Origin of the sequence: Flavobacterium sp. Sr18 (assembly GCF_011064265.1) — a bacterium.
GTDB classification, from domain to species: domain Bacteria; phylum Bacteroidota; class Bacteroidia; order Flavobacteriales; family Flavobacteriaceae; genus Flavobacterium; species Flavobacterium petrolei.
On sequence record NZ_CP049329.1, the window covers coordinates 2,209,094 to 2,233,819 of the forward strand.

Here is a 24,726-nt window from a genome sequence, read left to right on the forward strand (position 1 = left end):
TGGTTAAATTTAAGTTAGTTACTATTAAAAAATTATTAAAATGCTTTATCGATTGGTTCCCAAAGTTCTATCTTATTTCCTTCGTTATCGAGAACCCATCCAAATTTTCCATACTCATAAGTCTGCACATCACCCACAATTGTTACACCTTCATCCAATAATTTTTTTAACAAATCTTGTAAATTATGTACTCGGAAGTTTTGACGAACGTTTTTTCGCTTGGCGCAAAATAAGTCGTGTCCTCCGCAAATGGCGACCATTGGGTAGAACAGTCATTTCCGTCTTTATCTTTCCACCAAAAAGTAGAACCATATTGATCGGTTTTTAAACCCAAATGTTTTCCGTACCAAGCTACCAATTCTTTAAGGTTTTTTGATTTAAAAAAGAAACCGCCAATCCCGGTAACGCGTTGCTCCGGCGCTTCAACTTTGGCTTAAGCAAAATACTTTGCTTTTATTTTATCAACGATTACTTGTGCCAATCGCTCATGGCTTTCGAATGTCCAACCGGCAATATGCGGACTCAAAATGACATTCTTGGCTTTCAACAAATACTGGAAAGCTTCCGGTGTGTGTGTGTCTTTAAAAAGCGTTTCAAAAGATAATTTCTCATATTCCAGAACATCCAAACCAGCGCCGAGAATTTTCCCGGTTTGCATGGCCGTAACCAAATCAGCAGTGACAATATTCTTGCCCCGAGACGTATTGATAATCCAAAAAGGTTTGGCAAATTCATTGATAAAAGCACTATCAACCATTTTGTCCGTTTCGGGACTCCACGGAATATGCAAACTCACTACATCTACTTTTTCCTGAAATTCTTGTAAGGAAACCTGCTTCGCATTAACGTCACCCACATTCTCCTGAATATCATAACAAAGCACTTCCACATCAAAGCCACGCAATTTTTTAGCAAATGATTTCCCCATGTTTCCGTAACCGATAATCCCCACAGTTTTTCCGTCCAGTTCATGACCGCGGTTGCTTTCACGATTCCAGTGTCCCGTTCGTATCTCGCAATCAGCTTCGTTCAATTTATTAAAAAGGGATAAAATCATCCCTAAAGTGTGTTCGGCAACTGCATTCCTATTTCCTTCGGGAGCAGCTATGAGCGTAACGTTTTTGGATGCCGCATAATCGCAATCAATACTTTCTAATCCGGCTCCAACACGCGCAATGAATTGCAGATTAGCGGCTTTATCCAAAAATTCTTTGTCAATCTTGAAGCGGCTTCGAATCACAATTCCTTGGTAATCTTGAATTTTGGCTTCGATTTCTTCTTTAGAAGAGGAAAAATCACTGTGATTTATAAACCCGGAATGTTGCAACTGATCCCAAAGTACAGGATGATTGCTATCTATGTGAAGGATTTTGATGTCCATAATTGTTCGGTTTTTGATCCTTCAAATTAACAAAAAAATTACGGTTTATTGATTTATCGGAGGAAATTAAGTCGTAAAATCGTAAATTAGCGATTAATAAATTTTTATTATAAATCTTATGTTTTGTAATAAAAGAAAGCAAAAAAATGAAATTAACAAAAACCTTCAAAGCTTTTTTTGAAAGCGAAAAATCAGGCGGACTCCTATTACTATTCGTTACCATAGTTTCCATGCTATTGGCTAATTCATCTTTTCAAACCGAATATATTGCTTTTTGGGGAACTGAAATCGGAAACCATTCCATTACTCACTGGATTAATGACGGCTTAATGGCTATTTTCTTTCTGCTCATTGGTTTAGAATTAGAACGCGAAATGTATCAAGGAGAATTATCCAGTATAAAAAACGCGGCATTGCCTATTTTTGGTGCCTTTGGAGGAATGATTGTTCCGGCAGGCATCTTTTTATTATTAAATTTTGGAACCATCACGCAAAATGGAGCCGGAATTCCAATGGCGACAGATATTGCTTTTGCTATTGGTATTTTGTCCCTTTTAGGAAATCGTGTTCCTACCTCGTTAAAAGTATTTCTAACCGCACTTGCAGTAATTGATGACTTAGGCGCTATTATGGTTATTGCCATATTTTATACAGACACTATTGCTTATATGAATTTGTTCATTGCTTTTGCCATTATGGGTGGTTTGTTTATCCTGAACCGAAGAAAAGTGCACAGTCTTATTCCTTATTTAATTGGTGGTGCAGCAATGTGGTATTTCATGCTAAATTCAGGAGTTCACGCTACTATAACCGGAGTATTATTAGCCTTTGTAATTCCATTTGGTGACGGAGGCAAGAAGACATCTTCCTATCGATTACAGCATTTTTTACATTATCCGGTCGCGTTTTTTATACTTCCGTTATTTGCCATAGCCAATACCTGTATTGCGATAAACTCAGATTGGCATGAAGGATTGAACCACCCCAACACGATTGGAATTATGTTAGGTCTTGTGGTAGGAAAGCCATTAGGAATTTGGTTGTTTTCATTCCTTGCTGTGAGTTTGGGAATTGGTACGCTACCAAGAGATTTAAAATGGAGCACTATTCTAGGCGCAGGAATGTTGGGTGGAATAGGATTTACAATGTCTATTTTTATCACATTGCTTGCCTTCAAAAACGATGGAGAAGAAGTAATCACGTATTCGAAAATTGCGATTTTGGTTGCTTCCTTTATAGCGGGAACTATCGGTTTCTTATGGTTAAAATTTAATTTGAAACCCGCTAAAGCAAAAAAACAATCCAAGAAAGTTTAGCTTCAATCTATTTCATAAAAAAGCTTCGTTTAAGAGATTAAACGAAGCTTTTTATGTTAGTTCAAATTTTATTTAAAAACTAAATCCATTATATGGATTGTGTCTTTCTGTTTACTTACTAGCCCAATAATCCACTACGGTAACTTTATCCGGTGCCGGACTCAAAACAGCCACAAAAGATTTGTGATCCGGATGAATCAAATACGCATCTCGATCCGCTTCACTGCTAAATGTTAGGGTAAAACAATGCGTCAAACCATTATTTAAGTTTTCAGGACTGTTGTTAATTCCCCATTCATACGCTTTTATTAATTTAATTTTATGTTCCAAGTCTCCAAAAGCAGTTACCACTTTGTCAATTGCTATGGTATCTGTTCCGGGTTTCCAACCAAACATTACCACATGCCGAAGCACTGGTTTTTGCTTGTCTTTTTGAGCATTTACGGTATAACTTGAAATTAAAATAAATGCTAAAAGGAGTAGTTTTTTCATGATAGTTTTTTTAAATATAAGATTTATTTAGGTGTTTATGCAAATGTGAAATATCAATATTTGCAAAGCTTAAGAATAAAATTTGCGTAGAGTCATAGACAATTTTGCCGTTTGTATCACGAATATTTAGCGGAGGTGGAGGCTTACCCCTTGATTTGTTTCAATGAAGTTTTGATTCCTCGTATCAAGGACGAGCTGAATCCGTGCATTTCCATTTCGTTCAATCCCGCAATCGTACAGCCTTGTGGTGTGGTTACACGATCTATTAATTGTTCTGGGTGTACTTTTTCTTCTAGTAGCATTTCAGCAGCGCCTTTTACGGTTTGTGCGGATATGGCCAAAGCAGTTTGCCAATCGAATCCTATTTCTATTCCGGCTTGCATCGAAGCGCGAATGTATCGCAATGCAAAAGCAGTTCCGCTAGCTGCAAGAACAGTTGCAGCATCCATCAGTTTTTCGTCAATAATAGGAGCGGTTCCCAAACTCTGAAAAAGAGCAACTACATGTTGTGCCTTCTCTTTGTCTTTTTCGTGAAACGCAATACAAGTGGCTGATGCGCCAAATTGTGCCGCAATATTGGGCATGATTCGGATCGCACTATTAGCCGTTCCGATTTTGTTTTGTAAATTTTCAATCGATAATCCACTCACGGCCGAAGCTATAATTTTGTTGGAAATTTCAGGCAGGATTTCGGCTAAAACGGTATCTACTTGGTATGGTTTTATGGTTAAGATAATGACATCGGCTTCCTGAATCTGATGAATGTTATTTGTAGAAACCGTAGTACCCAGTTTTTCAAGATACAGAATGCTGGAGGTATTTCTTCGGGTTATAGTTACTTGATTTTCTGGTGAAAATTTTGATAATCCTAATGCGATAGAAACACCTAAGTTTCCGCCGCCAATGATGTGTACTTTCATGCTGGTTGTGGTTTTTCCTCTCCCCTCCCGAAGCTTCGGGACCTCTCCAAAAGAGAAGGAGCTGTAAGGGAAAAGTGTTGGTTGTGTAGTTATAGTTGTATTAGTTTGTTGTTGAATTCCCTCTCAATATTCTATTATCTTTCTTCTTTATTCTATTCTCTTTATTCTCTTCTCTCTTTTAAAACCCCAGAATCAATTTTGCTATAGAAAAATAAATCAGAATTCCGCAAATATCATTGCTCGTTGTGATGAACGGTCCAGTAGCCAAAGCGGGGTCAATACCAAATTTATCCAGCAATAACGGAACAAAAGTTCCTATTAATGAAGCAATAATAATCACCGACATCAATGCTATAGTAACAATAACTCCAATGATCAATTCGACATTCAATAAAAAATGACTTCCTAAAAATAATATCGTAGCCAAAATCAGTCCGTTTAATAAACTTAGTGACACTTCTTTGACCAATCTATTAAATAAAGATCCGCTCAACGTATTGTTTGCTAAACCCTGCACAATAATTGCCGATGATTGCACCCCAACATTGCCTGCCATGGCAGCAATAAGCGGTGTAAAAAAGAATAAGTTTCCATGCAGAAGCATTGCTCCTTCAAATAATCCGAGCACTTTTACGGAGATAAAACCACCCAAAAGAGCCAAAACTAGCCAAGGCAGGCGTGCTTTTGTATGTTCAAATATACTGTCATCTGCTTCAACGTCCTGCGAGATACCTGCCGCCAACTGGTAATCCTCATCGGCTTCATCCTTGATTACATCCACAATGTCATCAATCGTAATTCGACCTACTAATCGTCCCATTTCATCTACGACAGGAATAGCTTCTAAATCGTATTTTTGCATGATTCGGGCCACCTCAACATCTTCTGTGTCTACTTTTACGGAGTTCAATTTCCGAATGTAAACATCACTAACTGGTGTTCTGGAAGAAGTGGTCAATAAATCCTTGAGTGACAAACGACCTTTCAATCGATCTTCATCATCTACAACATAAATCGAATGGACTCTGGAAATATTTTCGGCCTGAATGCGCATTTCTTTTACACAAGTCAGGACATTCCAATTTTCATTGACTTTAACCAATTCCTTGTGCATGATTCCTCCTGCGGTATCTTCATCATACCGCAACAAGTCAACAATATCTTTAGCGTGCTCAACATCCTGAAGTTCGGATATTACTTCGGCCTTTAAATCTTTCGAAAGCTCCGCAATAATATCGGCGGCATCATTGGTTTCCAGCTCGTCTAATTCTTCCGCAATCTCTTTTGGCGAAAGCCTGCTTAATATATTTTCCCGCAAATCATCTTCTAGTTCCAGAAGGATTTCGGCGGTTTTTTCACTGTCTAAAACTTTAAAAATATAGGTCGCTTCATTAAAATCAAGCTCATCAAGAATTTCAGCAATATCAGCATGGTGCATGTCATTCAATAATACTTCCAGTTGCTGGTCGTTTTTATTTTGAATGAGTTGCTCTAACTCTTGTATTAATTCTTTGCTGATTTTAAACTCCATCGGCTTCTATTTTTTGGGTGAGTGCTATAAACTGTTCTACATTTAACTGTTCTGGTCGAAGATTAAAAATTTCATCTTCTCTCAAACTATCCGACAAATTTAAGGTTTTCAAACTGTTTCGTAACGTTTTGCGTCGTTGTTGAAAAGCCGTTTTCACTACGGTAAAAAACAATTTTTCGCCGCAAGGCAAACTGTAATCTTTCTTCCTGCGCAAACGTAAAACTCCTGATTTTACCTTTGGAGGCGGAATAAATACATTTTCATCTACCGTGAATAAATATTCGGCATCATAAAAAGCCTGAACTAAAACCGATAGAATTCCATACGCCTTTGTTCCCTTTTTTTCACAAATACGTTGCGCTACTTCTTTCTGGAACATCCCCGCAAATTCCGGAATCTGATCGCGGTATTCCAAAGTTCTAAACACAATTTGAGTTGAAATATTATACGGGAAATTACCAATTATAGCAAATTGTTTTCCTTCAAAAGTTTCATTAATATCATACCTCAAAAAATCTTTAGAAATGATTCTATCTTTTAATTTTGGATAATTTTCATCTAAATACGTCACTGATTCGGTATCGATTTCAATAACGTAGGTATTCACCGGTTTATCCAACAAATATTTTGTCAAAACTCCCATTCCCGGACCTATCTCTAATACATCATCATATCCTTCTAAGTTTAACGTGTCAGCAATGTCTTTTGCAATGCTTTCGTCTTTTAAGAAGTGCTGTCCGAGGTGTTTTTTGGCTTTTACTTTTTCCATGTTTTTTGTTTTGCCACGAAGGCACTGAGGCACAAAGCGTAGTTATATTTTTTATAATTGGAGAGCACAAATTGTGACTTCAAGATTTATTATTTCCCAACTGAACTCTCGCAACTGAATATGATTGCTTCGTTCCTAGCATTGGCTCTAATAATCGGCAATCAGCTCTAATTCCGTTCTAAACGCCAGCATTTTATCTCCAAATAATTTTGATCCTTCTTCGCGAAAACCTGGTGCATCTTCCTGGTAATATTTCTCCAAAGTTTCTTTGCTGTCCGTTGTGTATTGAACCGAATACGTTACGCCGCCCATTTCCTCTTCAATTAAAACCCGCACCATTCTTGCAGACGAGAATTTTCCCGTTGCTAAAATTTCAGGAATGTGTTTGTGTTGCATCCAGATCATCCATTGATCGTGAACGCTTTCGTGTATGTTTGTGGTAACGTTGTATAATATCATTTTTTTTGATTGTTAGATTATTAGATTATTAGACTTTTCAAAAAATCCAAGAATCTAAGTAATCAGTTTTTATAAATTAGTGTCTCCTCGCAACTGCCTGAATTTCTTTCTTGCTTCTACAAAATAAATACTGTCCTGATGATTGAACAATACCTTTTCATATAATGGTTTTGCTTTTTCAGGCAGCAACTGCTTGTTATATATTTCTGCCGAAAAATACAACGCTTCATCTATATAAATTCCGTCGCTGTGGTGATCTATAATCATTTGGTATTGGCTTAAAGCCAAAGCAAAATCGCCTTTCTTTTCGTATATTTTCCCTAATCGCAATAAGGTCACAGCCTCTATTTGCTTCGCCTGTTCGAGCATAGCTCTCGAGCCCTGTCCTTTACTATTTTTTAAAATAGACTGAAACTGCGCAATAGCTTCCTGATTCCTGTTTTGATACAACAGATAATCTCCTTTTGCAAACTGTTTCAAAGCTGTTTGTGTCGAATCAGCTGCAGTGTTGTCGTTTATCAACAGAAAATATTCCAAAGCATCATTGGCAATCAACTGCGTATTGGCTGATTTCAATTCCTTGAATTGTTTCAATGCCCATGCAAAATCAGTTTTGAAATAACTCGTTTTAGCGGCTTTCAAACTGGCTTCATGCGCCATTACATCATTCTTTAAATCCAATTCTATCTGTGAATAATAGATCAAAGCCTGATTGAATTTTTCTTCGAAAAGCAGAATATCTGCCAGTTCCATTTTGGTATTGGCCACCTGATAATCATTCAATTGCAATTCCAGCGCTCTCTTGACTATTGCCTTTCCTTCTTCTGGTTTTTTCAAATTAAATGCCGTGAAATGCGCCTGAATCAGCTGCAAAGATAAGGTAAAAGGACTTATTTCAAATTGTTTCAGCAAACCGTCTAATTCTGCACTGATGGCTACAAAGTCATTTTCGGATGCTTTTTCAATTTTCATGGTTATCAAATACGAATTCGCTTGAATCAGTAATTCTAAATCTTGTGTATTTTCCAATACAAATCCCAAAATTTCTTTAGCTGCTTCAGCATTATCTTCATCAATGGCGAGTTGTCCTAAATTCACGATAGTAGTAAGTGATTCTGGATTGCGTTTGTAAATGGCTTTCTCCTGAATAAATGCTTTTTCGAATTCTTTTTGCTGTACATAAAACCAACTCAAATAATGATTCCAAAAAACATCTTGGTTTTTTTGGGTTCTAATAATTAATGCTTTGCGCAACAGCTCATTGAAATTAGCATCGCCTTCATCAACCATAAAACGAACCAGCTGATTTTGGATTCTGATAGAGTTTTGAGGATTCGCAAACGCTTCATCCAGAAAAGTGGAAATCATCATTTCCATATTAGATAATTGACCGTAAAGCAATCCTATTTGATAATTGAAATTAAAATTCGGTTCTAATGCCGAAGCGGTTTGGTAGGATTTCAGCGCGTATTCGAGGAGTACTTTTCGCTCAAAAGAATTTGATATCCCGAAGACATCATTCGGATTTTTTTTGATCCGGTCTAAAGCCTGTTCGTAGTATATCTTGGCTTTGGCATCATTTTTTTGCAACTGAAAATTATACCCTAATTCCACCAGAAGATTTCCTTGATTGTGTTTTTCAAGTCGTTGCTGAAGAGCTTTTTCGGCACTTTCAAACTGTTGCAATTGCTGAGAACAATCTATTATTCTTAAAAAATATTGGGAGTTCAACGGAATCTCTTTCAGCAATTCTTCATAGCTGATTTTTGCTTTTTCAAAATCACCTTTGTCATAATAGTATTGCGCTAATTGTTCGTTTTGCGAAAAACAAACCAATGAAAAAAACAGGGTAATATGTAGAAAGAGTTTTTTCATTGTTACATGCAATTTGTTTTGTCAAACATCAATTTTTTTTAAACATATAAGTCATATAAGAATTGCATTGCTCTAAATTTAAAACTTTGCAAAAACTGACATGACTTATATGTTAAAATTTTTAGTTTATAATATCAAATCCGCAATACGCTCGTAAAACCTCAGGAATTACGATTCCTTCCGGAGTTTGGTAATTTTCTAAAATTCCTGCCAAAACTCTTGGCAAAGCCAATGAACTTCCGTTTAAGGTGTGTGCCAATTGGTTTTTTCCGTCTTTGTCTTTGAAACGCAATTTCAAACGATTTGCTTGAAAAGTCTCAAAATTAGAAACCGAACTAATTTCTAACCAACGATCTTGCGCGGTAGAAAATACTTCGAAATCATATGTCAAAGCCGATGTGAATCCCATATCACCACCACAAAGACGTAATATTCTATATGGTAATTTCAATTCTTGTAAAATACTTTTCACGTGTTCTACCATTCCGTCCAATGCTTCGTATGATTTATCCGGATGTTCTACACGAACGATTTCTACTTTGTCAAATTGATGCAAACGGTTCAATCCACGTACATGCGCACCATAAGAACCCGCTTCACGACGGAAACAAGGCGTGTAAGCCGTAGTTAAAATTGGTAATTCATTTTCGTTTAAGATCACGTCACGAAACAAATTCGTTACTGGAACCTCAGCAGTTGGAATTAAGTACAAATCATCTGTTTTATCATGGTACATTTGCCCTTCTTTGTCTGGCAATTGTCCCGTTCCGTAAGCCGAAGCTTCGTTGACCATGTGTGGCACTTGAACTTCATTGTAACCCGCTGCCGTATTTTTATCCAAGAAATAATTGATCAAGGCACGTTGTAATCGTGCTCCCTTTCCTTTATAAACCGGAAATCCTGCGCCAGTGATTTTTACTCCAAGTTCAAAATCAATGATGTCGTATTTTTTCACCAATTCCCAATGCGGTTGTGCTCCTTCGTGCAAAACTGGAATTTCACCTTCCTCAAAAACGTTTAGGTTTTCCTCTGGTGTTTTTCCGACAGGAACAATATCAGCTGGAAGATTAGGTAATGTATATAATTTTTCCAAAAGTTCAGCGGCAAGTGCATCAGCCGTTTCCGCTAAAGCTTTGCTTTTCTCTTTGTTTAAAACAGTTTTTTCTTTTAGAATGGCGGCTTTAGATTTCTCACCTACTTTCATCAATTCGCCAATATCTTTGGATAATTTATTAGATTCGGACAAAATGTTGTCTAACTCCACTTGTGTAGCGCGACGTTTTTCGTCCAGTTGTACCACTTCTTCAACAACACTTGTAGCATCGATGTTTCTCTTTGCCAAAGCGGTGATTACTTTTTCTTGATTCTCTCTAATAAATGCGATTTGTAACATAGCTTGATTTTTTTAACGCTAACTTTTATAATAATGGAAGCAAATTTAAGGAAATGTTTGATAGAAACGGGACAAAGTTTTGATGAAAACCAGTAAGCCTTTTTGATACAGCTAATAGCCCTTTTTTTTTACTTCGGATTAAAAATTTTAACCACATAGAAACATAGAAAAAAAGAGTTGGATAGTCCCAATTGCTTCGCCTGTTCGCTATCGCTCGGGTCTTGGATTCACATAGCTATAATTTTCTCTAATAAAGTGAAACGACTTTTAAAATATATAAAAACTATGTTTCTATGTGGTTAAAAATAATGCAAAATGAATTTCACCTAATAATTAGCTATTCTCTTTTAATCTCATGCCCCACAAATTCCTCTAAGGTTGCAAACATGTCGTCTACAGAAAGGACTTCAAAATCGGGATGGGTTTTTAAAAAAGTAGCATTCAAAGTAACCAGATTTTCTTCAATTTCGAAAAAAGTGTCGTTGTTGAGCAAATCTCTGATAGGATTTACTCCTTCCAGTTTCCCTTTCAGGAATTTATTCAACTTTACACTGCTCATTAATTTTACTTTTTTGGATTGTTGCTGAAACAATTCCAAATGCTTTTCAGCACCAATCAATGCCAAACCTTCTTCTATTAATTCGTTCAGTTCTTTATCCCAACCCGAATTGTATACAAATTGAGCAAAATTCCCTTCGGTATATTGTGAGGTATAATAATCTAAATAATAACTCATTATAGCATCTTCGTGAATCAAATCATCGTTTACACCTTCCTCACGCATTAAGTTGATTACCGAAATATTAGAGTGAATCACATCTTGGAGATTTTCACTGTTCATTGCTGTTTCTGAAATAATTATTCTACCGAATTCCATTTGTTTTGTATTTGAGTATGTGTTGCAAATTTCGGGTAAATAAAAACAGAAATGAAATACAATTCAATTCAATTTATATGCTATCATATTCGTTCCTATTTTTTTCTAGTTCATTTTTGAAACCAAAGTTTTCAAACGTGCTGCTTTTTCTTTTTTATCCTCTTGAAGTTTAGCTTTTTTCCGATTTAGCAACTTGGTTTGTCCCGCCTTATTTTTGGTGTTTTTTTTCGGGTCCTTTGGGCATAATTTATTGTGTCATTGCAAGTCAGCTTTAAATTTTTAAAGCCAGTGATAATAAGATTTATCGTGTCAATCGATAGTGTTTCTGCTATTAAAACAAGGATTAATCTAAATATTTTAAGCTATTTTATATGCCTAATTTTTAGTGACTGTAGATTTATAAAACAGCTTAAAATATTTTGGTTATAGCTGCTTGAATCATCCAAACAGTTCACTCGCCACATCTTCAATTTTGGCAACTAATCGAATTTTTATTCCAGTATTTTTCAACGCAATTTTATTGTATTTGGATACAAAAATGGTCGAAAAACCTAACTTTTCTGCTTCCTGAATGCGTTGGTCCACGCGGTTTACCGGACGTATTTCGCCTGAAAGTCCCACTTCGCCTGCAAAACAAAAATCTTTATTGACTGCAATGTCTTCATTCGAAGATAAAATGGCGGCAACAACAGCTAAATCTATCGCTGGATCATCTACTGAAATTCCTCCGGTTACATTTAGGAAAACGTCTTTGGCACCAAGCCTAAAACCTGCTCTTTTTTCTAAAACGGCCAGAATCATATTGAGTCTTTTGGCATTATAACCTGTAGTGCTTCGCTGCGGTGTTCCATAGACTGCGGTGCTTACCAAGGCCTGGATTTCAATCATCAACGGGCGCATGCCTTCTAATGTTGAGGCAATCGCGGTTCCGGATAATTCTTCATCTTTATGCGAAATTAATATTTCGGATGGATTAGAAACTTCGCGCAAACCATTGCCGAGCATTTCATAAATACCAATTTCGGCAGTGGAACCAAAACGATTTTTTAACGAACGTAAAATTCGGTACACGTGATTTCTATCGCCTTCAAATTGTAAAACGGTGTCGACCATGTGTTCCAGGATTTTTGGTCCTGCAATGTTTCCGTCTTTGGTAATATGACCAATCAGAATCACGGGAATATTGGTTTCTTTGGCAAATTTGATCAATTCGGCTGTGGTTTCTCTAATTTGAGAAATACTTCCTGGAGTGGATTCAATATAATCCGTGTGCAAGGTTTGAATGGAATCGATAATCACGATTTCCGGCTCGATGGCTTCAATTTGCTTGAAGATATTTTGGGTTTTGGTTTCGGTAAGAATATAACAATTGTCTCCGCTGGGCGTGATTCTTTCGGCACGCATTTTTATTTGTTTCTGGCTTTCTTCACCCGAAACATATAAAGTTTTATACGGTAACTTTAGAGAGATTTGCAGTAGTAGCGTACTTTTTCCAATGCCAGGTTCACCGCCTAAAAGAATTAAGGAGCCGGGAACGATTCCGCCACCCAACACGCGGTTTAATTCACTGTCAGTAGTGTCCATTCGGATTTCCTGAGCCGAATCAATTTCGTTTATTCGTAACGGTTTTGGTGCTTTACTGCTGGAAGTAGTTTCGCTTTTCCAAGCTGTTTTTTCTTGTTTTTGGATAATTTCTTCGGCAATAGTATTCCATTCTTTACAAGAATTACATTGTCCTTGCCATTTTGCATATTGTGCGCCACAGTTTTGGCAAAAAAAAGTTGTTTTTACTTTTGACATTATTTTTTTGGTGTTTGACTGATCATATCATCATATTTCTCCATCATCATGTTTTTTGTAAGGTCGCCAATTTCTTCTAATTGAGAAGCATTTTGATATAGTTTTGCTGCTTTTTTCATGTCACCCATTTTTTCATACATTAAACCTAATTCATAATCGGCAAGCATTGATTTTGGATAATTTTTATTAGCAATTTCCGCTAATTTATCCAATTCTGAATACGCTTTGTTTTTAAGAATTGCAGCTTCAATGGCTTTGAAATCATTGACGCGAATGAGCATTTTTAAGCCTAAATTTTTATTTAACACTTCGTACTTGTTAGTTAGGTAATCCACATAGCCGGATTGAAGGATAGCAATTTTCTCTGAATATTCAGTAGAAGAAATGGGTTTGTATGTGTCGAAAAAGTGGTATAAAGCATTTGGAATCGAATACAAAACCAGTGAATAATGAGAAGCTCCAGCGAAATTATCAAACTTGTAATTCAGTAACGGATTGGTGACCTGTTTTATATTAGTGTCTAGTTGCTTGATTGATGTTTGAAGTTTTTTTACATCGCCATCACCATTTGACTGATAATAAAAAATAGGTTGTTTGAGTTTTGAAAGTTGCTCCGGAATGCGGTTTTCCATGTCAGGCGCAAGTTCTGGACTCAATGAAATATAGGCATTGAAAATAGGATTGTCTTTGTACAGAAAAAAGTTCAAAAAACCAGCAGTCGTGTCATGACCGGCAATAATGCGGAAAGGAGCAACAGGATATTTCTTTTCTATGTAGGGCAATAACTCCGCTCCAATGAATTCGAAAAATTTCGCACCTTTTTCAGAAGGAACGCCATCAGCTTCGTCATAATTGCAGTCGTCATATCGTTCGTTGTTCTTGTTTTGACTGATGCCAACGATAATGGTTTCCGGTAAGTCATCCCAATAGACACCGTAATTTAAAGCGCCGTAAAAAGGATCAAAAAGGTAGTCTCCATCCAATAAAACGAGAATGGGATATTTTTTATTTGGATTTTTTTCAAAGGAAGGTGGGAGTCCAATTGTAATTTCTCTGCTTTCGCCAAGCACTTGAGAATCAATAGCAATCACAGTTTTTTGTGAAAATACGGAAACAGAAAATAGTAATAAGAGTATTAGTTTTTTCATGAATTGGTTTGGTTTAGAAAGTATAGAATACTCCATATAAGAGCAAGCAATATAAACATTATTACTTTTATTTGAAAATGGATACCGGAAAATGTTAAGATTGCGCTTTGATATCAAGGGAGGAATCAGTGTTTAAAAAATTAGCCACTGATTCTGTGATTTTAAAATGCAAAATCAGAGAATCAGTGGCTAGAAAATGTTTGTTAGTTTAATTCGAACAGAAATTAAGTCAACGAATTGTCGTTTTCATTTGGGAAAATAACCCACGGTTTGAAGGTTTTAGCTTCTTCAAATTCTAGGGTTGCGTAGGATATGATAATGATTATATCGTCTTTTTGAACTTTTCTTGCTGCAGGACCGTTGAGTGTAATGGTTCCTGAATTTTTTTCGCCTTTTATGGCATAAGTTTCAAAACGTTCTCCATTGTTGATGTTTACAATGGAAACTTTTTCGCCTTCAATAATATTTGAAGCTTCTAACAATGATTCGTCAATAGTTATGGATCCGATATAATTTAAATCGGCCCCGGTTACCTTAACGCGGTGAATTTTTGATTTTAATACTTGAATTTGCATGCTACAAAAGTAAATTAATTTAGTGAAATGGTGTCAATTAAACGTATATTGTTGACTAATACGGCTATGAAAGCACGGTATTTTTTATTTTTATTTTTTCGACTGCACGACAAAAGCGTTGCTTCATCAGCAATGGTGAAATATTCTAAAGTAAAATGAGGATTGTTATCGAATGATTTTTGAACCCATTCTGAAATTTTAGCGGTGCTATTTTTCGAAAATTGCTCTTTTACAGAGCTTAGAATTTTGTAGATAATAGATGCTTCGTCTCTTTCCTGCGCGGATAAACGCTCATTTCTGGAACTCATGGCAAGATCATTAGCTTCTCTATAAATAGGACAGCCAATCACGTTCACTTTTAAGTGATTTTTAGCGACCATCTTTTTCACGATTTGTAGTTGTTGAAAATCTTTCTCGCCAAAATAAGCGTTGGTTGGTTCAATAATCTCAAAAAGGCGCTTCACGATGGTTCCCACACCATTGAAATGTCCAGGTCTGAATTTGCCTTCCATTTGGTTTTCTAATCCGTCGAAATCGAACGGTTCCGAAACCGGTTTTCCGTCATAAATATCTTCAACCGTAGGCGCATACAAGATAATATTTGGATTCAGATTGGTTAATTTTTTCACATCTTCCTCTAGTGTTCTCGGGTATTTTGCCAAGTCTTCCGGATTGTTGAACTGAGTAGGATTTACAAAAATACTGACAACGGTGGTGTCGTTTTCCAGCAATGATTTCTGCATTAAAGCCAAATGACCTTGATGTAACGCACCCATAGTTGGAACAAATCCAATAGTGGAATGGATGGTTTTTATAGGTTTCAAATAGTCCATTAAAGATGCTTTTCCGTAGAAAATATGCATGGCAGTATTATTAAAATTAAATGCAAACTTACTATTTTAGTTAATAACTGCATAAATTTTTGTAATTTTGCATGGTTTTTATTGCCAATAAATTAAGTAAATTACAATATGAAAGATAAGAGGATATTATATGTATCATCTGAAGTGGTGCCGTATCTCGCTGAAAACGAGGTCTCTTTAATGTCTTATGACGTTCCAAAAATGATTAATGATCAAGGAGGACAGATAAGAATTTTTATGCCAAGGTATGGAAATATTAACGAGAGAAGACACCAATTGCACGAGGTAATTAGACTTTCGGGGATGAATTTGGTAGTAAATGACTTGGATATGCCATTAATTATAAAAGTGGCTTCTATTCCAAAAGAGAGAATACAAGTTTACTTTATTGATAATGATGAATATTTCAAAAGGAAAGCCACTTTTGCCGATGAAGAAGGTGTGATGTATCCTGATAATGATGAACGTGCCATTTTCTTTGCAAAAGGAGTTGTGGAAACTGTAAAAAAACTCAACTGGGTTCCTGATATTATTCATGTTCATGGATGGATGGCTGCAATGTTGCCTATTTACATGAAACATTTTTATAAAAATGAAGCTTTATTTTCGGAAACAAAAATTGTTACTTCAGTCTACAGTCAGTCTTTTGAAGGGACTTTGAACGAAGAAATGATCAATAAAGTGAAATTTGACGGAGTTCCGGATGATGCGATAGCAGATCTTGAGGTTCCTAACTACGAAAATATCATCAAGGCAAGTGTCAAACATTCTGATGCTGTGATTATTGCTTCAGAAAACCTCTCTCCAAGTTTAACAAAATTTATAGAATCTTCAGGAAAACCTTTTTTACCTTTCGCACCGAAAGACGCATTCGCGGAAGCGTATACTAATTTCTATATAAACGAGGTTCTGTAAATTAAACTTTTTTAATAAATATGTACAATAATTCTTTTTTTAAGAAAATTCTTCTAGTAGTAAGTGTTGTTTTTTTATATTCTTGTGATAAAGATTATAATGAAATTGGTGGAGATTTAATAGGTGATAATAATTTTGATCTTAATAAGCAGACTTATAGTGTATTGGGTTATAACCAAAAAACAGGGTCAATACAATCCAATAATCTTGAAGTAAATCCGTTGGGGATCTACAGCAGTACAAATTTTGGTGAAACAACAGCAAATTTCAATACTCAGTTAACTTTATCTGCGCTAATTACCTCAGTAAGTACAAATTTATTTGTGGAAAGTGTTGTTCTTACAGTTCCTTATTACACGGATGTCACACAATTAAAAGTTAATTCTGATGGAACTCGCGTATATGTTTTAGATTCCATCTACGGACCGGAAAAAGCTAAAATGAAATTAAGTGTTTATGAATCTGGTTATTTTATGAGAGACGCAGATCCTGTTGGAGGATTTCAACAAGCTCAAAAATATTTCACTGATCAAGATGCTGATTTCAATAATCTAAAGGTTGCAGATCGTTTGAATAATAGTTCTAACAAAGCTGAAAATGATGAATTTTTCTTTGATTCGGCTGAGCATCCTGTAGTCGCTACCGATACAGTAACAGGTGTTAAAACGACAACGTATACAGCGCCGGGAATGCAATTAAATTTGAATAAAGATTATTTTAAAACAAGAATCCTTGACGCAGTTAATTCAGGTAAATTAGCCTCGAATGATGTTTTTAAAAATTACTTCAGAGGACTTTATTTTAAAATGGAGAAATCAGGAAGTAGCGCTGGAAATTTAGCAATGTTGAATTTTAAAGCTGGTAAAATAACCATTACATATAAAGAGGATTTAGCCTCAACAACTGGTGGTGCTACAACTAGAGTTAAAAAGACAATAGTTCTTAATATGACAGGTAATACTGTTAGTTTGTTGAAAAATGATTATAGTGTTAATGGAAGTGCTTATGATGCCTTAGCAAATACCGGAAACCAAACCGAAGGGGATGATAAATTATTCTTAAAAGGCGGTGAAGGTTCTATAGCGGTTTTGGATCTTTTTGATAAAAAAGATTTGAAAGGGTATGATGCTAATGGTGTTTTAACTGGTCCGAATGGGATTTCAGATGAGTTGGATGATTTAAGAAATCCTGCTGATGGCAAAAAATTATTGGTGAATGAAGCTAATTTGGTTTTTCATATTGATGCTGCTGCAATGGCTACTAGTTATGAACCACAAAGAATCTATTTGTATGATTTTAAGAACAGCCGACCTATAACAGATTATTACTTAGATGTAACATCAAGTAGTGTTGATACAAAGAAATCAAAAGGATTTTTTGATGGTATGATAAAAAAAGACGCCACTAGTAAAAAGGGATTGACTTATAAAATCAGAATCACCAATCATGTCCGAAATCTGATCAATAATAAAGATTCAACTAATGTTAAATTAGGTCTTGTGGTTACTGAAGATATTGGGGTAATTGCATCTTACAAAGTAAAAACTCCAAATGCGAATATTAGTCAAGCGCCTAAAGCTTCGGTTATGAATCCGTTAGGAACGGTTTTACACAGCGGAAAATCTACAGTAGCCGAGGCGAAAAGATTAAAACTTGAAATTTATTATACAAAACCTAATTAAACAAAGACTATGTGTGGAATTGTTGGATATATTGGATATAGAGAAGCTTATCCTATTGTAATTAAAGGATTAAAAAGACTCGAATATAGAGGCTATGATAGTGCTGGTGTCATGTTATTTGATGGTGAAAACCTAAAGGTTTCTAAAACAAAAGGAAAAGTTTCTGATCTTGAGGAAAGAGCTTCAAAAGAGATTACAACTAATGGTAGTATTGGAATAGGACATACACGTTGGGCTACGCACGGTGTTCCAAATGATGTGAATTCGCACCCACATATTTCTAATTCAGGAGATTTAGCAATTGTACACAACGGAATTATTGAAAATTATGCTCCTTTAAAAGCAGAGTTGATCAAAAGAGGATATATTTTTCATTCGGATACAGATACCGAAGTGCTGATTAATCTTATTGAAGAAGTACAGAAAAAAGATAATTTAAAATTAGGAAAAGCAGTTCAGGTGGCTTTGAATCAAGTAGTAGGAGCGTATGCGATTGCTGTTTTTGATAAAAAAACACCAAATGAAATTGTTGCTGCTCGTTTAGGAAGCCCATTAGCAATAGGTGTTGGTGAAGGAGAGTTTTTTATAGCTTCAGATGCATCTCCATTTATTGAATATACTTCAAATGCTATTTACTTGGAAGATGGTGAAATGGCTAATATTAGACTGCATAAACAAATGAAGGTTCGTAAAATTAAAGATGATTCTTTAGTTAATCCTACTATTCAGGAACTTCAAATGAATTTGGAGCAAATTGAAAAAGGTGGTTACGATCATTTTATGCTTAAAGAAATTTATGAGCAACCTAGCGTTATCAAAGATACCTATCGTGGAAGACTTCATGCAAATGAAGGTTTAATCCAAATGGCAGGTGTTGAGGATAATTTAGAAAAATTCTTAAATGCGGAAAGAATTATAATTGTTGCTTGTGGTACCTCATGGCATGCAGGTTTAGTAGCTGAATATATTTTTGAGGAATTTGCAAGAATCCCTGTTGAAGTAGAATATGCTTCTGAATTTAGATATAGAAATCCAATTATAAACAGTAAAGATATTGTTATTGCAATTTCTCAATCAGGAGAAACAGCTGATACAATGGCTGCGATAAAATTGGCTAAAGAAAGCGGCGCATTTGTTTTTGGGGTTTGTAACGTAGTAGGTTCTTCTATTTCAAGAGAAACTCATGCTGGTGCTTACACTCATGCAGGGCCTGAAATAGGAGTTGCATCAACAAAAGCATTTACAACACAAATTACTGTTTTGACAATGATTGCGTTACGTTTGGCTAAAGCCAAAGGAACTTTGTCTAACTCTGTTTTTCATACGTATTTACAAGAATTAGAAATTATTCCTGAAAAAGTAAAAGAGGCTTTAGAGACAAATGATAGAGCAAAAGAAATTGCAGCAGTTTTCAAAGATGCTCCAAACTGTTTATATTTAGGAAGAGGATATAATTTCCCAGTGGCTCTTGAGGGTGCTTTGAAATTAAAAGAAATTTCCTATATTCATGCCGAAGGATATCCTGCAGCAGAAATGAAACATGGACCAATCGCATTAATTGATGAGCACATGCCTGTTGTTGTGATTGCACCAAAACAAGGGCATTACGATAAAATTGTAAGTAATATTCAAGAAATAAAATCTAGAAGTGGAAAAATTATAGCGGTGGTAACCAAGGGAGATACGCAAGTACGTGAATTGGCTGACTATGTTATCGAAATTCCAGAAACTTCGGATGCATTATCACCGTTGATCACAACTATACCATTGCAACTGTTGTCATATCATATTGCTGTTATGCGCGGATGCAATGTAGATCAGCCTCGTAATCTTGCAAAATCAGTGACAGTAGAATAATTAGTAGTTAACTGCTTTATAAGTACAAAGCCTCGGAAGTTTTCTTTCGAGGCTTTTTTTGTGCGTCAAATTATCATTTTATAAGATGCTTTTAAAGTCTCCAAAAGTGAAAAAAATTATAAATTTGGGTACTTTTATCACTTTTATCAAATATCTAAAAATTAATAATTATTTTGTGATTAATGCATTTTTTATATGCATGCATAATGATATTCTGTTTTTTCAACACAAAATTTAACATTAAATAATTAATTATAAATACGAAATAAGCGCAAATGGGGCAAATTAACTGATGAATGTGAAATTTATTTGGGACTTTTTTATTAATATCAAAAATATTTGTACTTTGGCTTCATAAACCAACAAATTATAACCCAATGAGAGTGTATTTACTTTTTTTGTCATTGTTTTTTTGTAGCCTAACTTTCGCTCAAAACTCAATTTCAGGTATTGTTACAGACAGTAACAACCAACCTATTCCTGGAGCCAACATTAAGATTGTTGGAGACTCTTCGGGTACGATAACCGATTTTGACGGTTCATTTACGTTACAATCTTCTAAAAAGCCACCTTTTGTTATTGAGGTTTCAAGTGTCGGGTTTACATCTCAAAAAATTTCAGTTTCTTCGGCTAGTCAAAAAATTGCAGTAAAGTTATTGGATGAAGAGAATAAACTAGATGAAATCGTAGTTTCTGCTTCAAGAACGCCAGAGCGCGTATTAGAGTCGCCAGTTACTATTGAAAGAATGGGTATTGCTGAAATTAAAAAAACAGCCTCACCTTCTTTTTATGATGGATTAGAAAACATGAAAGAAGTTCAAATGAATACTTCTAGTATGTCGTTTAAATCGATCAACACACGTGGTTTTGCAACTGTGGCGAATACTCGTTTTATGCAATTAGTAGACGGTATGGATAACTCTTCGCCATTATTAAACTTTGTATTAGGAAACTTAATAGGTGTCTCTGAAATTGATGTTCAGTCAGTAGAGTTGTTACCAGGAGCTTCTTCTGCTTTGTATGGTGCTAACGCTTTTAACGGAATTTTGTTTATGACGAGTAAAAGTCCATTTACTAGCGAAGGTATTAGAGCGTATGCTAAGTTTGGTCAAACCAGCCAAAAAGCAGCCGGAACAAATGATTATGTAGATTATGGAGTTCGTATGGCCAAAGCATTCAATAAATACATTGCAGGTAAAGCTAATTTTGCTTACATGAGAGGTACAGAATGGCATGCTGTGAATTATGATGATAAAACGATAGCGGGTAGAGATAGAACTCATTATGGATATGACGGAATCAATGTTTATGGTGACGAAGTGGCAACAGTTATTGGTGCGCCTACTTTACCTAGCGATAAAGTTTCAAGAACAGGTTATAATGAGGTGGACTTAACTGATAATAAAGTTTCAAACACAAAAATTGACCTGTCATTACATATTCGCCCTTTCGGTGACGAAAGATTAGAAGTAATTGTTCAAAGTAAATTTGGTTACGGTAATACGGTATATCAAGGTGCAAACCGTTATTATTTGAATAACTTTTTTATGCAACAGCATAAATTAGAATTTAAAGGAAAGAATTTCTTTTTGAGAGGATATACAACTACAGAGGATGGGGGTCAATCTTATGACATGTTGTTTACGGGGATTAATATAAATCGTAAATGGAAGTCAGATGTACAATGGTTTACAGATTATGGTACGACATATGCGCAATCATCATTGGGTGGTATGTTGCCAGCAGATGCGCATAGAGCAGCTAGAGCAAAAGCAGATACTGGAAGATTTTTACCAGGAACTCCTGAGTTCAAAAACGCGTTTAACCAAGTTACAAATGAAGCAAGTATTTTGACTGGTTCTAAGTTGGTTGACAATTCAAGAATTTATCATTCTGATGCCAATTATAATTTTAAAGATTTGATCAAATTTGCTGAAATTCAAGTTGGGGGTTCTTATAGAGAATATCAGTTGAATTCATTTGGTCGTATTTATACAGATGCTGCTGGTCCTATCAAATATAATGAATACGGAGCATACACACAGGTGATGAAAAAAATGATGGATGATCGTTTGAAGTTAACAGCTTCACTTCGTTATGACAAAGCGCAAAACTTTGATGGGAATTATTCTCCTAGAGTTTCTGCTGTTTATTCTGCAGGACAAGCGAAAAATCATAATTTCAGAGGATCTTTTCAAACTGGTTTTAGAAACCCGTCTACACAAGATCAATACATTGGATTTAACGTTGGAAGTGCGATTCTGTTAGGGTCAGCACCTGATAACTTGACTCGATTTGTAGAGACTTTGCCAATAAATGGAACAGTAGGTCAAGGTTTTGCTGGTGGAAGTACAGTAACAATTAATGGGACAAATGCTTATAACAATTCATATACGGCTACTTCTGCAGCAGCATTTGCGGCAGCAGGAAATCCAGCTTTGTTGCAAAAAACTAACGTTGGTTTAGTTAAGCCAGAAGAAGTGAAAGCAATTGAATTGGGATATCGTTCGTTTATCAATAGAACTTCGGTAGATTTAAATGGTTATTATAATGTATATAACAATTTTATTGGAAATTTAAATGTAGTAACTCCTTTGTATGGAACTGCTGTTGATGGTGGCGGACTGACAAGTGTAGCGGGTCAACAAGCGATACATGCACTTGCAAACGGAAATACCAGAGTTTTTCAATTGTACACAAATACTGCTTTAGAAATAGAATCATTAGGTTTCGGTATAGGATTGTCTAGAAAAGTATACAAAGATTTTGAAATAGGTGCAAACTATAATTATGCTGAATTTAAATTTGACCAATCTAAAGATCCTAGTTTTGAGGCTGGTTTTAATACGCCAAAACACCGTGTAAAAGCATCTATTGGTAACGAAAAATTGTTTCCTAATTTTGGATTTAATGTGAGTGGTAGATGGAACAGTGAGTATTTGTGGCAGTCTTCTTTTGCTGATGGTACCATTGAGGCGGCAACAGTTATAGATGCACAATTAAATTATAACTTCCCTTCTTTGAAATCAACTTTAAAAATAGGTGCTTCAAATATTGGAGGTAAAGAATATGGTCAAGTATTAGGAGCTGGTCTAATTGGTCAACAATATTTTGCTTCTTGGACAATCAACCCGTAATACTTTATTAAAACTAAAATCAAAGAACAATGATAAAAAATTTCAAATGGCTACTATTTGCTTCATTGGCATTTGTAGCGTGTAATAATGAAGATGAAGTAATAGCTGACGCTAACTCATCTGATGGGCAGCCTTTAACTGCGGGATTGGCAGTAGTAACAAAATATGTAGCATTAGGAGATTCTTATGCCGCGGGTTTTAGTGACAATGCCTTGTTTGTTGAAGGGCAAAAAGGTTCATATGCAAATATTATAGGACAGCAATTTGCATTAACGGGTGGAGGAGAATTTAAGACGCCTTTAATGGCTGACAATGTTGGTGGTTTATTATTTGGTGGAAATGTAATCTTAAACCAGCGCTTATTTTTTAATGGTGTTGCGCCTGCTCTAGTTACAGGAAGACCATCAACAGAAGTTACTACAAAACTAGCAGGTCCATTCAGTAATCTAGGTGTGCCAGGTGCAAAAAGTTATCATTTAGTTGCGCAGGGTTATGGAAATGTGGCTGGAGTAGCTACAGGTCAGGCGAATCCGTATTTTGCGAGATTTGCAACATCGGCTACAACATCTGTAGTAGCTGATGCTGTTGCTCAAGATCCTACTTTTTTCTCTTTATGGATAGGTGGAAATGATGTATTAGGTTATGCTACTTCAGGAGGTTCGGGTAGAAACCAAACGGGTAATATGAATGCTGCGACTTATGCAAGCAATGATATTACAGATCCTGCGGTGTTTGCTGGTGCTTATAACAGCATCGTTAACGCAATGACGGCCAAAGGTGCTAAAGGTGTTGTGGCAAATTTACCTTATGTAACTGCTTTGCCATATTTTACAACTGTTCCATTTAATCCATTGACTGCATCAGTCTTAGGTCGTGGAAATGTTGCTGTAGGGACTGCTACTATACAAGGTTTGAATGCACAGTTATACGGTCCTTTGAAACAAGCTTTAACGGCATTTGGTGCGGGATCGAGAATAGAATTATTGTCTACAACTGCGTCAAACCCATTATTAATTCTTGATGAGAGTTTACCTAATCTATCTGCGCAATTAACTGCTGCGTTTACGCCTACTTTAGGAGCTCCAACGGCAGCTTTTTATGGTCAAGTTTTTGGTCAAGCAAGACAAGCTACAAAAGAAGATCTTGTGGTGCTTACTGCTCAAACTGTTATTGCATCTGCACCTGCAGGAGTTCCTGCGCCATTGAATGTTTTTGGCGTAACATATCCAATGCAAGATGTACATGTATTAACCAAAGCTGAAGTGGCTGAAGTGAAAGTTGCTACAGATGCTTACAATGCTACTATAAAATCTGTTGCGGATGCAAAAGGTTTGGCATTTGTTGAATTGAAAGGGGTAACGGATCAGTTAGCAAATGGAGGTATAATCTACAATAACTACAAAGTTACTTCGGCGTTTGTAACGGGTGGAATGTTCTCTTTAGATGGAGTGCATCCAAGTCCAAGAGGGTATGCTATCATAGCTAATTTGTTTACTGGCGCTATTAATGCAAAGTTTGGAGCTAATTTCAAAAATAAAGATGTAAGCTTGTATCGAATACTGTATCCAGCTACTTTATAAGATTTAAAAGTAAATAATAACGAATAACCATCTGCTTATGCAGGTGGTTATTTTTTTGAGGATATTGTTGTTATTGGATTGTTTTAAAGCCTTTTCTTCGGTAGGAAGTAAAAATATCCATTTTTTATAAAAAATAATTGATTTTATATTTTAAAA

At 35.7% G+C, this 24,726-nt stretch carries 19 protein-coding genes and 1 pseudogene; 6 read left to right on the forward strand and 14 right to left on the reverse strand.

All coding sequences use genetic code 11. The features are described from left to right. Positions 1-35 precede the first annotated feature (35 nt). Together G7A72_RS09790 and G7A72_RS09795 are read right to left on the reverse strand one after the other, a co-directional pair. Positions 36-397: pseudogene (locus G7A72_RS09790) on the reverse strand (VOC family protein). Positions 398-433: 36 nt separating this feature from the next. Beyond that, on the reverse strand, positions 434-1,381 hold the full coding sequence (locus G7A72_RS09795; protein ID WP_165152328.1) for a 2-hydroxyacid dehydrogenase: 948 nt from the start codon (positions 1,379-1,381) through the stop codon (positions 434-436). Between the two features lie 146 nt (positions 1,382-1,527). On the opposite strand from G7A72_RS09795, the gene nhaA reads away from it, so the two are divergent. Further along, positions 1,528-2,697, forward strand: a complete 1,170-nt coding sequence (nhaA, locus tag G7A72_RS09800; RefSeq protein WP_165152329.1) for a Na+/H+ antiporter NhaA — start codon at positions 1,528-1,530, stop codon at positions 2,695-2,697. Between the two features lie 111 nt (positions 2,698-2,808). Here nhaA and G7A72_RS09805 read toward each other — a convergent pair whose 3' ends face one another. The 12 genes from G7A72_RS09805 to panC form a co-directional block, all read right to left on the reverse strand. Beyond that, the gene (locus G7A72_RS09805) at positions 2,809-3,189 is read right to left on the reverse strand and encodes a Dabb family protein (RefSeq protein ID WP_165152330.1); all 381 of its coding nucleotides are present in this window, start codon (positions 3,187-3,189) and stop codon (positions 2,809-2,811) included. 143 nt (positions 3,190-3,332) lie between these two features. Further along, the gene (proC, locus tag G7A72_RS09810; RefSeq protein ID WP_113664593.1) at positions 3,333-4,109 is read right to left on the reverse strand and encodes a pyrroline-5-carboxylate reductase; all 777 of its coding nucleotides are present in this window, start codon (positions 4,107-4,109) and stop codon (positions 3,333-3,335) included. 178 nt (positions 4,110-4,287) lie between these two features. Further along, a complete protein-coding gene (gene mgtE / locus G7A72_RS09815; protein ID WP_113664592.1) occupies positions 4,288-5,640 on the reverse strand; it encodes a magnesium transporter in 1,353 nt (450 codons plus the stop codon). Continuing rightward, complete coding sequence (gene rsmA / locus G7A72_RS09820) at positions 5,630-6,409, reverse strand: 16S rRNA (adenine(1518)-N(6)/adenine(1519)-N(6))-dimethyltransferase RsmA (RefSeq protein WP_113664591.1); 780 nt, start codon at positions 6,407-6,409, stop codon at positions 5,630-5,632. The genes mgtE and rsmA overlap by 11 nt, the downstream gene beginning before the upstream one ends. 147 nt (positions 6,410-6,556) lie before the next feature. Then, positions 6,557-6,868 (reverse strand): DUF4286 family protein, encoded by a 312-nt coding sequence (locus G7A72_RS09825; protein WP_113664590.1) that lies wholly within the window; start codon positions 6,866-6,868, stop codon positions 6,557-6,559. A gap of 69 nt (positions 6,869-6,937) precedes the next feature. Next, a complete protein-coding gene (locus G7A72_RS09830) occupies positions 6,938-8,743 on the reverse strand; it encodes a tetratricopeptide repeat protein (RefSeq protein ID WP_165152331.1) in 1,806 nt (601 codons plus the stop codon). A gap of 121 nt (positions 8,744-8,864) precedes the next feature. Then, positions 8,865-10,136, reverse strand: a complete 1,272-nt coding sequence (gene serS / locus G7A72_RS09835) for a serine--tRNA ligase (RefSeq protein ID WP_165152332.1) — start codon at positions 10,134-10,136, stop codon at positions 8,865-8,867. A 337-nt stretch (positions 10,137-10,473) separates the two neighbouring features. Further along, positions 10,474-11,013: a DUF4375 domain-containing protein gene (locus tag G7A72_RS09840; protein ID WP_165152333.1), complete on the reverse strand. Its 540-nt coding sequence runs from the start codon at positions 11,011-11,013 to the stop codon at positions 10,474-10,476. A 438-nt stretch (positions 11,014-11,451) separates the two neighbouring features. Beyond that, positions 11,452-12,813 (reverse strand): DNA repair protein RadA, encoded by a 1,362-nt coding sequence (gene radA / locus G7A72_RS09845; RefSeq protein ID WP_165152334.1) that lies wholly within the window; start codon positions 12,811-12,813, stop codon positions 11,452-11,454. Beyond that, the gene (locus tag G7A72_RS09850) at positions 12,813-13,961 is read right to left on the reverse strand and encodes an alpha/beta hydrolase-fold protein (RefSeq protein WP_165152335.1); all 1,149 of its coding nucleotides are present in this window, start codon (positions 13,959-13,961) and stop codon (positions 12,813-12,815) included. Before G7A72_RS09850 ends, radA begins: the two co-directional genes overlap by 1 nt. A 224-nt stretch (positions 13,962-14,185) precedes the next feature. Continuing rightward, positions 14,186-14,536 (reverse strand): aspartate 1-decarboxylase, encoded by a 351-nt coding sequence (panD, locus tag G7A72_RS09855; protein ID WP_113636013.1) that lies wholly within the window; start codon positions 14,534-14,536, stop codon positions 14,186-14,188. A gap of 14 nt (positions 14,537-14,550) precedes the next feature. Continuing rightward, a complete protein-coding gene (panC, locus tag G7A72_RS09860) occupies positions 14,551-15,399 on the reverse strand; it encodes a pantoate--beta-alanine ligase (protein ID WP_165152336.1) in 849 nt (282 codons plus the stop codon). Between the two features lie 108 nt (positions 15,400-15,507). Here panC and G7A72_RS09865 point away from each other — a divergent pair, with 108 nt between their 5' ends. From G7A72_RS09865 to G7A72_RS09885, 5 genes are all read left to right on the forward strand, one after another. Beyond that, positions 15,508-16,314 (forward strand): glycogen/starch synthase, encoded by an 807-nt coding sequence (locus G7A72_RS09865; RefSeq protein WP_113664584.1) that lies wholly within the window; start codon positions 15,508-15,510, stop codon positions 16,312-16,314. A gap of 20 nt (positions 16,315-16,334) precedes the next feature. Beyond that, complete coding sequence (locus tag G7A72_RS09870) at positions 16,335-17,996, forward strand: DUF4270 domain-containing protein (protein ID WP_165152337.1); 1,662 nt, start codon at positions 16,335-16,337, stop codon at positions 17,994-17,996. Between the two features lie 9 nt (positions 17,997-18,005). Continuing rightward, entirely contained in the window at positions 18,006-19,853 is a 1,848-nt protein-coding gene (gene glmS, locus G7A72_RS09875; protein WP_165152338.1) for a glutamine--fructose-6-phosphate transaminase (isomerizing), read from the forward strand. 377 nt (positions 19,854-20,230) lie between these two features. Continuing rightward, a complete protein-coding gene (locus G7A72_RS09880; RefSeq protein ID WP_165152339.1) occupies positions 20,231-22,990 on the forward strand; it encodes a TonB-dependent receptor domain-containing protein in 2,760 nt (919 codons plus the stop codon). 29 nt (positions 22,991-23,019) lie between these two features. Next, on the forward strand, positions 23,020-24,570 hold the full coding sequence (locus G7A72_RS09885; RefSeq protein WP_165152340.1) for an SGNH/GDSL hydrolase family protein: 1,551 nt from the start codon (positions 23,020-23,022) through the stop codon (positions 24,568-24,570). Positions 24,571-24,726: the final 156 nt, after the last annotated feature.